Below are 9,870 nucleotides of genomic sequence, written 5' to 3'. Positions count from 1 at the left end.
CGCCGACGGCGTGAGTCTGCGAATCTGCATTATCCCAAAACCAGGCATGATTTGCCAGCTGATCGGAGGAATTACCGAAGGAATAGAAGGTACTGGTGCCCCCCCGGCAGGCGTACTCCCACTGGGCCTCGGTGGGCAACTCGATGGTGCGGCCCACCCGCCCAGAAAGGGTCTGGCAGAAGGTTTGGCAGTCCTCCCAGGACACGTGCTCGACGGGGAGACCCTCGCTGGTGGCGAACCAGGCGGGATTATCGCCCATGACCGCCTCCCACTGCCGCTGGGTCACCTCGTACTTACCCAGGTAGAAGGCCTCGGAGATAGTGACACCATGGGCAGGTCGGGCGACCTGGGCAAGCCAGGGATCCGTGGTCGTGTCGTCGCCCATGACAAATGTCCCGGCTGGGATCTTGACCAGCTCCAGGGTCACTCCCCCGCCCAGATCGAGAGTCAGCGTGTCAGGGGTCGGAGTGCCGCACCCGGGTGTGTCGACAACGCCACACCCGCAGCTGCCGGGGGCGGTTTTGTTGAGATCGCTGGGACAGTCGTCGTGGCAGTCGGGAGTGCCGTCGCCGTCGGTGTCGGTCTCGGCCACGTTGCAGCCGCATGTGCCCGGTGCGATCTTGGCCGGATCGCTGGGGCAGCCATCGGTGCAATCGGAGGTGCCGTCGTGGTCGGTGTCACCGTCCGAGACGCCGCATCCGCACGCCCCCGGCTCGACTTTGGCCCCGTCGTTGGGGCAGAGGTCGGTGCTGTCGGGTTCACCGTCACCGTCGGCGTCTGGAGGAACCAGGTCGGCTCGATTGACGGTGATCTGGACAGTGGCCGTGTCGCTCAGCCCCCCCCCATCGGTCACGGTCAGGGTGAAGGTGAGGATAATGGGGTCGCTGGTTGCGGGGGCTGTGAAGCTGGGGGTCGCGGTGAGAGACCCGATCAGCGTAACGGAGGCACCGCTGGTCTGCTGCCATGCGTAACTCAGCGTGTCGCCATCCGGATCGGATGAACTACTCCCGTTGAGGATCACCGGTGCTTCTGCAGCGACGGTTCGCGATGAGCCGGCGTCGGCCGCGGGGCTGTGGTTGGTGGTCGGTGGGACGGCGGGAACGCAGCCCTGGCCCATGAGCCAAGGCAGCGTGCACAGAATCAGCAGTAGAAGCCCCGCCCCGTGGCTGAACAGGGGCATCGCTCGAAGGTTGGTGTTGATCCGAAAGAACCTGCTGGTCATGCCCGGCTAGCCGCCTTTCTGCCGGGCCCCGTCAAACTCGTCGGGCGCAAGGAAGGTACGGGTGCGGTGCGGACCGGGTGCCTGCTCTCCTCGGGCAGCGAGGCCAGGCCGTGAGCGTCCAGCAGTTGGCTGAACAGCATGATTCTCCGCCCGGTCACCTCCAGGGATTCCTCAACCTCGGTCACGACCTGAAGCTTGAGTGGCGGACCCGTCCGCCGATCGCGGACCGGGATGGTGGCCGTCAGGGCATGGCCGCCGCAGCTTGGGTCATACTCCGGATGCCGCCAGACGAGCGTGCTGGCCGTACCGTCGCGGCTGGCGATGTCCAGGGCGATCCACGGGCAATGCAGGGACCGGGCGACTTCGGCCAGGGCCTGCCACCATTGATCAAACGTCCGGGCGGCGCAGACGTGCAATTGAGCATCCTCGAAGTCGCGGCGATCCTCCTTGAACTGCCGAGCGATGGCCATGTTGCTGTTCAGGACGGCCATGCTCTCGCGAAGGCGGATCGAGCCGACCGCACGGAAGAACACGCCGAGCAACAGCAGCACGCCGAGGGCCACGAACAGCACCTCGGCTTCGTGGCTGAGCAGCAGGAACATCCCCAGCCCGCCCGCAATGACCGTGACGGAGTGAAGGACGATCACCACTTTCCGCTGGGACAGGCCCAAATCCACAAGCCGATGGTGAATATGATTCCGATCCGGGGCAAAGAGGGACCGCCGACTCAGGATTCGCCTCAACATGCTGCACAGCGTGTCAAGGATGGGAACACCCAAGGCCAGGGCGGTGGGCAGGAACGCCGCCAGCGTGGCCCCCTCGTGAGCGGACGCGATGATCACGGCCGAGCCGGCAAGCATGAACCCTAGAAAGAGGCTTCCGCCGTCGCCCATGAAGATCCTCGCCGGGTGGGCGTTGTACACCAGGAAGCCGCCGACTCCACCCAGCAAGCTCAGCAGGAGAAGCACCGTGATCCACTGGCCGACATGCACCGCCACCACGGCGGTGACCAGGCAGGCGACCGCGGCGATGCCTCCGGCCAAGCCGTCCAGCCCATCGATCAGGTTGAGGGCGTTGGTGACCCCGACGATCCAGAGGAGGCTCAGCGGCCAGGACAGCCAGCCGAGCTCGATGGTCAAGGATGGGCTGAGCGAGATCTGCTCCAGCCGCACGCCGAATCCGCAGAGAAACAGGCCCGCGACCAATTGGGCGGCCAGCTTGGTCCGGGCCCGCAGGCCGCAGACATCGTCAACCAGACCCACTAGGAAGATGAAAACACTGGCAGAAAACAGGGCGACAAGGGGACGACCCACGGTGGCGAAGGAATCGGCGATGGCGGTTCCGTAGGCGAGGATGGCCGGCAGAGCGCCGTGCCCGGCAAGGAACGGAACGACACCCGCGGTGCATGCCACCGCGATGGCCACGCCCCCGAGTCGAGGCGTGGCCCCATGATGAAGCTTGCGGATCCCGGGCAGGTCAAACAGGTCGAAGGCTTTGGCGGTACGAATGACCGCAGCCGTCGTGAGCGTACTCACGACGGCTGCAACCAGAAGAACTGCCACAAAGATTGCCATTCTCCGCCTCGCCAGTCCAAGCGCCATCAGCACCTGGCCGCTTGGTAGGAGACCACGTCATCCGTGCGCCAGTCTCTCCAAGTCCTGTTGAACCTCCCTAGCTTCTCCCCCAGGGCCTTCAGTCCGATGTCAAGAGATCGCATCCGGCCACCGGGGCCCCGACCCAAACGAGGCCCCCACGACTTCCGCCTACACGTTCGATCCGAGACTACTCATTCTTCATGGGAGACAGAGTAGCCCTTCCCACTTTCGATCCGAGAGGCGTGTCATGCTTGACCGCACGCCACCCGGCTCTAGACCAATGGCGGTCGCCACGGGCTACGCAGCGGCGGCCGGTAAGGCACTCGGATCGGCGGACGATAGCGTGCGCCCGGCCCCGCGGCGAGCATGTCACGCCCCGCCTTGGTGCCCGCAGCACCGGTGTCGGCCACCGGCTGATCGGTAGACAGGCCAGCCAAGGAAGGCTGGAGGCCTGCAGCGGTGTTCAGACTCGCCCCCGAGGTGTACGTCCCTGCAGGAGCGAAGGGGTCAAAGCTGAGCGCACTCTCGGCGGCCGCAGTCCCCAGAGCCACGCCCCGGGCACGTTTGGAAACCGCAGCCTCAGCCCAAGCCGTCCAAGACAACAGGCAAACCGCCGCCAGCAGTGCCCCAAAGTGGGTCACCATGCGTGGCCGGTCGCTCCATCTAATCATCGTGGTCATTTGTGTTCCCTCTTTCCTTGGTTCCTTTCACTCGCGTATTCATTGCACCGCCAGATCAGCATCCACCCGGAGGAACGATCAGCCCGACGTTGTTTCGGACCGCGGTCATGTCCAGAGTGTTGATGCGTCCGTCAGTGTTGGCATCGCAACGATGGTGAACGAGCGGCACCTCGCCCGTATTATTCCGAACCGGCGTCATGTCCTGCACGTTGACCCTACCGTCACCGTTGACATCGCCGAGGAAAGCAACCAGACAGATAGATCCGGTGCAGACGCTGCCCGATATGCCGGTGATACCCGGGAACATGATCTTGACCCGCGAGGCATTGGCCGCGCCGCTCATGTCGATGGTCAGCTCATCGTTGACGATGGACACGGCGCTCACGGTGATGATGCTGCCCGCGGAATCAACGACCGCAACGTCGACAGGCACGGCGACTCCGCCTGGCCCACTACCGACGATCAGCTCGTCGAAGGTCACCAGCACCTTGGTGGGACCATTCTTGCGGCACTCGACGGCCACATCAAAGCCGCCCATCGGAGCCATCAGGTCGATATCGAAGGTGCCCATCGTTCCGTGGGTCTTCCGCGACACGGCGGAGACGAACTGGACTGCCGGCTCGATATTCAGGACGATCAGTACTTCGCCGGCAAACGCGTCATTGACGAACGAGTTGTTCCAGACGTGCTCGCGGGTCACGCCATTCGCCAGGACACCAAAGTCCGGGGTAACAGCTCCGTAGCGGTCGCCGTTAGCCAGAACGCGGCGAGCGGCCTGGATCTGGGTCGTGTAGTCCCAGCTCCCGGTCCCCGTCGCGGCCATCAGGCCGAGCGTTCCGTAGACCGTGTCTTCGGTGTAGCCGGCTGCAGGGCTCTGGCTATGGTCGAACCAGGCGAAGAAGCTCGAGCCGTACAGAGCGGTGGCCGGCACCTGGTGACCGGCAAGGACGGCCGGCAGCTGATCAAGCCTGTAGCCCGCATACGTCCCTCGCTCAGGAATGGGCGGAGTCGGTATCACGGTGGCATCAAGACCGCTGCCCGTCTGGGCCAGAGCAAACACCGCAGTCCCCAGGCTCATCACCGGATAGGTGTCGAGGTCGTTGACATACGCGAAGGTGTCAATGACCGCCTGTCGCCACACGGCTTTGTCGGTGGCACCGACGTACTCCGAAGCCACGGCGTGGTGAGCGAGGTAGAAGACCGGCACTGAGTCTTCAGCGTAGCCGGCCTTGAGGTCGGCAATGTACGCCGCCGTCCCGCCGGGAGCGGTGGCGGCCCGGGCGTAGAAATCGGCCACCGCGGTTCGCCAGGCGTTGCTGGTCGGATTGGCCTCCATCTGGCTCAGAACGGTCAGACCCCAAGCCTCGTCGCCGTAGAAGCCAGCCTCCGCGGCGGACGCAAGGATGTAGTCGCCGCCCCGCTTGGCCGCATCATAGTAACTCACGGTCCCAGTGAGCAGATAGGCGTTGACCAAGCCCGCCACCATGGGCCCGGTGTACCCTTCCGCACCGGCCCATGAGCCACCAGTGTCCTGAACAACCACCAGCCTGTCCGCGGCAGCCGTCACCGCCTGGGGCAGGTTGGACGCGGCCATGGCTGGAGCAGCCAACGCTGCAATCGCCAGGCCCACCACCACTCTCCGAAAAAGTCCCGCTGACATGTGCGTCCTCCTTACAGCCTCCGTATTCCATCTCGCTCACGCAGTTTCAATCGGCCGAGAAAACTCCACGCTTCCCACGCCGCCAGATTCGACTCGCCGGCCGAGACACGACCGGCTAGTCCTCTCTCGTCAGAATCATGCCTCCACTCAAACAGGCCACATGCCTCTTGGGCCTACCCTCCCACCGCCAGATGCTCAGGTGGGGTCAAGAAGAACGCGAGTCGAAGGGGAACCCCGTTTCCGAGTTGTCTCCTTATCCCTCGCATTGGAGCGAAGACCCGCGGCTTCCCACTGCAGTCGGGCGCGCCGTGAAGACCCGCTCATGGGGTATACTAACCCGACGGCAAACCCATGTCAATAGCTCTTGTCCTTTATTTTTTTGGGACCTCAGCTTAATCGGCGGCAGATGACGCGGTTTGCCGGGTGCCGAAAAGCATGGTCCGCAGTTACACAACCACTTATTGAGCATTCCTTTACAGCAATCGCCGGGCCCGACGCAGGGGCGTCCGCGTTCGATCAGAAACACCCCTCCCAGCACCCTCGGCCAGGTGAAGAAAAAGGTAAGAACTTTGCCGGACACACGCCCACGCGAATGGCGCCTTGACGATGATCCGCCAGCCGACGTAGACACCTGACGATGCGCCGTCGTGTAGCTCAGATGAGCCATCTCCCTCTTGACGGTCGGTTCAGCGATCATGGCGTGATTGGCGTCGCAACAAGCACCTTGAGTTCGATGTGGCTCAGTGTCGTCGTGTGCTCACGACGCTGATTTGAAGGCCGGCTCTCATCTCCACCGACGAAGAGGAAACCGTAGTTGGGGCGAACGCCCTTGAGCCAGTCTCTCACGACCGAGGAGACATTGAGAGAGTGGTGTGTATCGACGCAACTGGGCGACGGGCTTGGGTCGGTGAGGAATTCGGCGTCGAGATCGAACTTGTCGGACCAGGGCTCATTGACGATCCAGATCGAGCTGAGAATGCTGTTGGGACAGTTCGTGGCTGTGCCCGCAACCGAGTAGGTCGTCTCCAGATCGTACTCCAGCGTGGCATCGGTAATCTGGTCGCCCGTCACCCCGAGCAACGCGAGGTCAAAGCGGACGAGTCCGCGATCGACTGATGACACCCACCACCAGCAGGGAAGAGGCTCGGTACCGGGGTCATGGTGGCGATCATAACCCACACGGGCGGCTCCGAACTCCAGCCCTTCAAAGGCCCCGTAGGGAATCAGATCCGTACAGTAAACCGCGTCGTAGTTGTTGTCGTCGTCGAGCGTGTTGACCGTCGCCACTTCCAGGGCGGAGAGCTTGACGGTCTCCAGCGTCGAGCCGCATTGGGCCCCGCCGAGACACCACAGGCTCAAGAACGTCGGGACCAGGACGATCCATATGTTCGAGGGCCCAGACGCCCCATGTCGTCGGCGATACATCGCACCGACCGATATCATCAACTTGCTCATGCGGCACCTCATAGAATGCGCGACGGGCCTCCGTCTTCGTGGTCGACGTGTTCTCCGAGCCGATTGACGCGTTTCCTGCCGAGCCAGCCCACGCAGCCAGCCGGGCGATCTCATCTGTCTGCGCCCATCCTAGCCGGTGCGGAACGGTGAGCGACGCAACACCCGTGTCAATCCGAGATAGTCACAAGGCATCCGAGATACCCTGCGCTCAAGGAGCCCTGAAGCAGCCATCCGCGTCGGTGGATGCATGGCCCGGGCTGTGAGCCGACTTGAACGAGCCCTGCCCAGTCATCGCCAGGGGCGGGCGCGAGAGGCAGAAAGCTGCCCGAGAGGTGGACGCAGCTCGTGCCGCCGGGCGTTAACGACCCGATGGGCCTGAGTCCTGAGCATGTGCCGTTGAGCGGTACTGGCCGGGGGTAAGGCCGGTGTGCACGGCAAAGACGTGGCAGAACCAGTTGGGGTTGGCGTAACCGGTTTCGAGTGCGATGCGTTTGACCTGCCAGTCGGTGGTGGCCAGGAGTCGCTTGGCCAACTCGACGCGCCGGCGGGCGATGAAACGGCTCATGCGCTGCCCCATATGCTCAACGAACAACTCACTGAGATAGGTCGGATACAGGTCCAGCTCCAAAGCAACCCCGGCAACAGACAGGCGAGGGTCGGATAGATGCGCCGCGATGTAATCCAGGGCACGAACAACCTGTGGATGGGACGGCAAGGGCGCAACTTCACCGCCGCGGTCAGGTCCAGCCGGCGTTTCCAGAGCCTCTCCGGTGATGATGCCGCCCGGCACACACCTAAGAAAAGCAGAATGTGACACGGAGAAGTCCCGGACCAGCAGTTCCATGATCTCCACGATTCGCTCGAATTCCGATCTGTCGAGCGAGGCCGGGCCGGCGAGCTTGATCACCGCCAGGCATCGGCTCTCGCAGATGATTGGGATCATCGCGCAGAGCCGCTCGTGGTGACATGTGCCCCAATGCGTTTCGGACCGGCGTTTGAGTTTGGCCAGATGCAGTTGCCAGGACTCCCGGCAGTAATCGCTTGAGGCGAACTCCCGACAGGCCGGGTGGGAAGGGTTCGGAGCGGGATCTTCGTCGTTGGGTTCGGAAACGGCGAGGGCAACGGCTTGCACCTCAGTCATACTCATGTGAACAAAACGGTCGATGACCTGGACTTTAAGCGCCTCCAACAGCCTTGAGACGGTTGGCTGGCCGATCGTGTTACGCTTGGCCCCTGCGTCGGGCTTCCGGTGCAGAAAATGGCGTTTGGCCATGACCGCTCCTTGATACTTGTCAGGGGATGATAGGCCGCCGTCGGCCCTTGAAGGGTGTGCTTGCACGACTTGAGCCGGCGTACGGAGCCAGGCAATTGAGTGTTATTAGAAAAGCTGCACAATTGCTTCAGTGACAGAAGTTCAGCTTGCCCGGAAGGTCCCACGCAACCGGGCATCTCCCCAGATCGCTCTGGCCGCCCCAAAGCGCGGTTTGCACATATCTGCTGGATCGATGAATCGGCCTGGACCGTCCCGGGGCCATCTGCTCCGCAGCGCAGAGCTGCAACCGCACGTCACCCCCGATCCGCCCCGCGGGCAAGCACTCGGGCAGGGTGATACCCAGGGTGGTCCCGAACCTGAAAGCGGATTCTACAAGTCAGGGAAACGCCATTCCCCGTCGAGAAATCGGTACTCAACGTGAGCGTCGCGAATAGGATCTTCACCGCCCAGTCCATTCCAGTACCTATTGTTGCGATAGACCTGCTTGGGCCCCAGCCGTTCGGCGTGGCCATCGGCAAACACCAAGTTCGATTTGCCCAGATGCCGCGTGGAGATGTAGGTCCGGTACTTCATCCAGGCGTAACTCTCGTCCTTGGTTTGCAGGCTGAATTGGGGGATGTAGGTCGGGTCAAGGATATACCCGTGGTTCCCGAGCATATCCACGTCGTTGCCGTTGCCGATGTTGCGATGCTGCGTCCTCCAACCGGTGCCGTCGCTGTCGCCAAAGGCGATCGTGCGGGACGGGGCACGCAGGGACTTGACCGGGTGGCGCTCGTACGGTGCCGTGGGCCCGACCAGGTTCTCGCGGCCGCTGCCGAGGTACTTGTAGTTGTAGCCGTAGGCGTTGTTTCGCCCGAGTTCCCACTCCGGCACAGCCGGGCAGGAGGAGACCGTGTAACCCTTCAGTTCAAGGGCCATGGCCTGCCACCAGCGAATACGCAGGCTGCCGAGTACGACCTGGTGGGCGGGGAAGGTGCCGTACTGCTGCAGGTAGGTGTGCATCCCGACGCCGAGTTGCCGGATGCTCGCCGCACAGGTGGTCGAATGGGCCAGGTGGCGGGCATTGGCATAGGACGGCAGCAGAATCGACACCAGCAAGGCGATAATGGCGACGACGACCAGGATCTCGATGAGCGTAAAGCCCGTTGGGTAAGCTACGCTGCGGATCCGACCCATGGTTCCTCCCTGGCGCATCTGGCGGATGCTCACGGACCTCTCGGCCGAAAACAAGCCCGGCTGCCGCGCCGCTTCGACAGGTCCACTACAGTATTGGCGCCCCAGCACGTCATTCTGACACAAATCGCAGGCATGGGCGATGGGGCCTTCAGCCATCCCAAGCCCCCTTCGCCGCGGGTCGTAGCGGTCACAGTCCTCCGTGAGCAGGAGGTGCCTTGTCGCAACCCCTATCCCACAGAGGCCCATTTCCTTCGATGAGAGCGACGAGAGAAGCGGTCTGAAGGTCGGTCACTCGAACCGTCCGACGACCTTGATTGGGCCCTCGGCGTCGGCTGGCAGGGGGATTGTGTCACCCCTCTGCACTGGCACAGCGGCGCCTTGAAGCGTCGCCGAGATGAGCGGCGAGCCGTCGCCGGAGCGGAGTCTCATGCGGATTTCCTTGGGGCGAATCGCCGTTTTGCCGAGCACGGCCTCGATCGTCACCGACCCGCCGTCGTCAGCCACGCCAAGGCTCACGTCGACCTGGCCACCGAAGCAGGTGCGGATGCGACTGGCGCTCAATCGGTCGCCGGGCTTGAGCCATTCGCGGGGAATGGCCTGGAGCAGCCAAAGCGCCTGGGCCGAACCGTCGTAACCGCCGTCTTCGCGGACGAACATGTTGCGCACCGCCAGCCACCGTTCGGGGGTCCGTGACACATTAGGCGGGCGTTTTTGGTATGATGCTGGCTGGCAGTCATGGAAGACGGCCGGAGTTGGGGGTTTCAAGGAGGACATGGGTCATGCCGGCGCGTAGCACACGTTCGGAAGCT

At 63.3% G+C, this 9,870-nt stretch carries 8 protein-coding genes; all 8 read right to left on the bottom strand.

The genetic code is table 11. The features are described from left to right. On the bottom strand, positions 1–1,222 hold a 1,222-nt coding region (locus KA354_24610; GenBank protein ID MBP7937835.1), incomplete at its 3' end, for an SUMF1/EgtB/PvdO family nonheme iron enzyme. Then, on the bottom strand, positions 1,219–2,796 hold the full coding sequence (locus tag KA354_24605) for an undecaprenyl/decaprenyl-phosphate alpha-N-acetylglucosaminyl 1-phosphate transferase (GenBank protein ID MBP7937834.1): 1,578 nt from the start codon (positions 2,794–2,796) through the stop codon (positions 1,219–1,221). The genes KA354_24605 and KA354_24610, both read right to left, overlap by 4 nt. A gap of 293 nt (positions 2,797–3,089) precedes the next feature. Further along, positions 3,090–3,497, bottom strand: coding sequence for a hypothetical protein (locus KA354_24600; GenBank protein ID MBP7937833.1), 408 nt, complete (start codon positions 3,495–3,497; stop codon positions 3,090–3,092). Between the two features lie 55 nt (positions 3,498–3,552). Then, positions 3,553–5,157 (bottom strand): hypothetical protein, encoded by a 1,605-nt coding sequence (locus KA354_24595; GenBank protein ID MBP7937832.1) that lies wholly within the window; start codon positions 5,155–5,157, stop codon positions 3,553–3,555. 693 nt (positions 5,158–5,850) lie between these two features. Beyond that, on the bottom strand, positions 5,851–6,612 hold the full coding sequence (locus tag KA354_24590) for a hypothetical protein (protein ID MBP7937831.1): 762 nt from the start codon (positions 6,610–6,612) through the stop codon (positions 5,851–5,853). Positions 6,613–6,970: 358 nt separating this feature from the next. Next, positions 6,971–7,885: a helix-turn-helix transcriptional regulator gene (locus KA354_24585; protein MBP7937830.1), complete on the bottom strand. Its 915-nt coding sequence runs from the start codon at positions 7,883–7,885 to the stop codon at positions 6,971–6,973. 369 nt (positions 7,886–8,254) lie between these two features. Continuing rightward, positions 8,255–9,217, bottom strand: coding sequence for a prepilin-type N-terminal cleavage/methylation domain-containing protein (locus KA354_24580; GenBank protein ID MBP7937829.1), 963 nt, complete (start codon positions 9,215–9,217; stop codon positions 8,255–8,257). Positions 9,218–9,349: 132 nt separating this feature from the next. Next, positions 9,350–9,727, bottom strand: a complete 378-nt coding sequence (locus tag KA354_24575) for a hypothetical protein (GenBank protein ID MBP7937828.1) — start codon at positions 9,725–9,727, stop codon at positions 9,350–9,352. Positions 9,728–9,870: the final 143 nt, after the last annotated feature.

The organism is Phycisphaerae bacterium (assembly GCA_018003015.1).
Taxonomy (GTDB): domain Bacteria; phylum Planctomycetota; class Phycisphaerae; order UBA1845; family PWPN01; genus JAGNEZ01.
The sequence above is the reverse complement of the archived record's forward strand: the minus strand, read 5'-3'. Positions and strand labels throughout refer to the sequence as shown.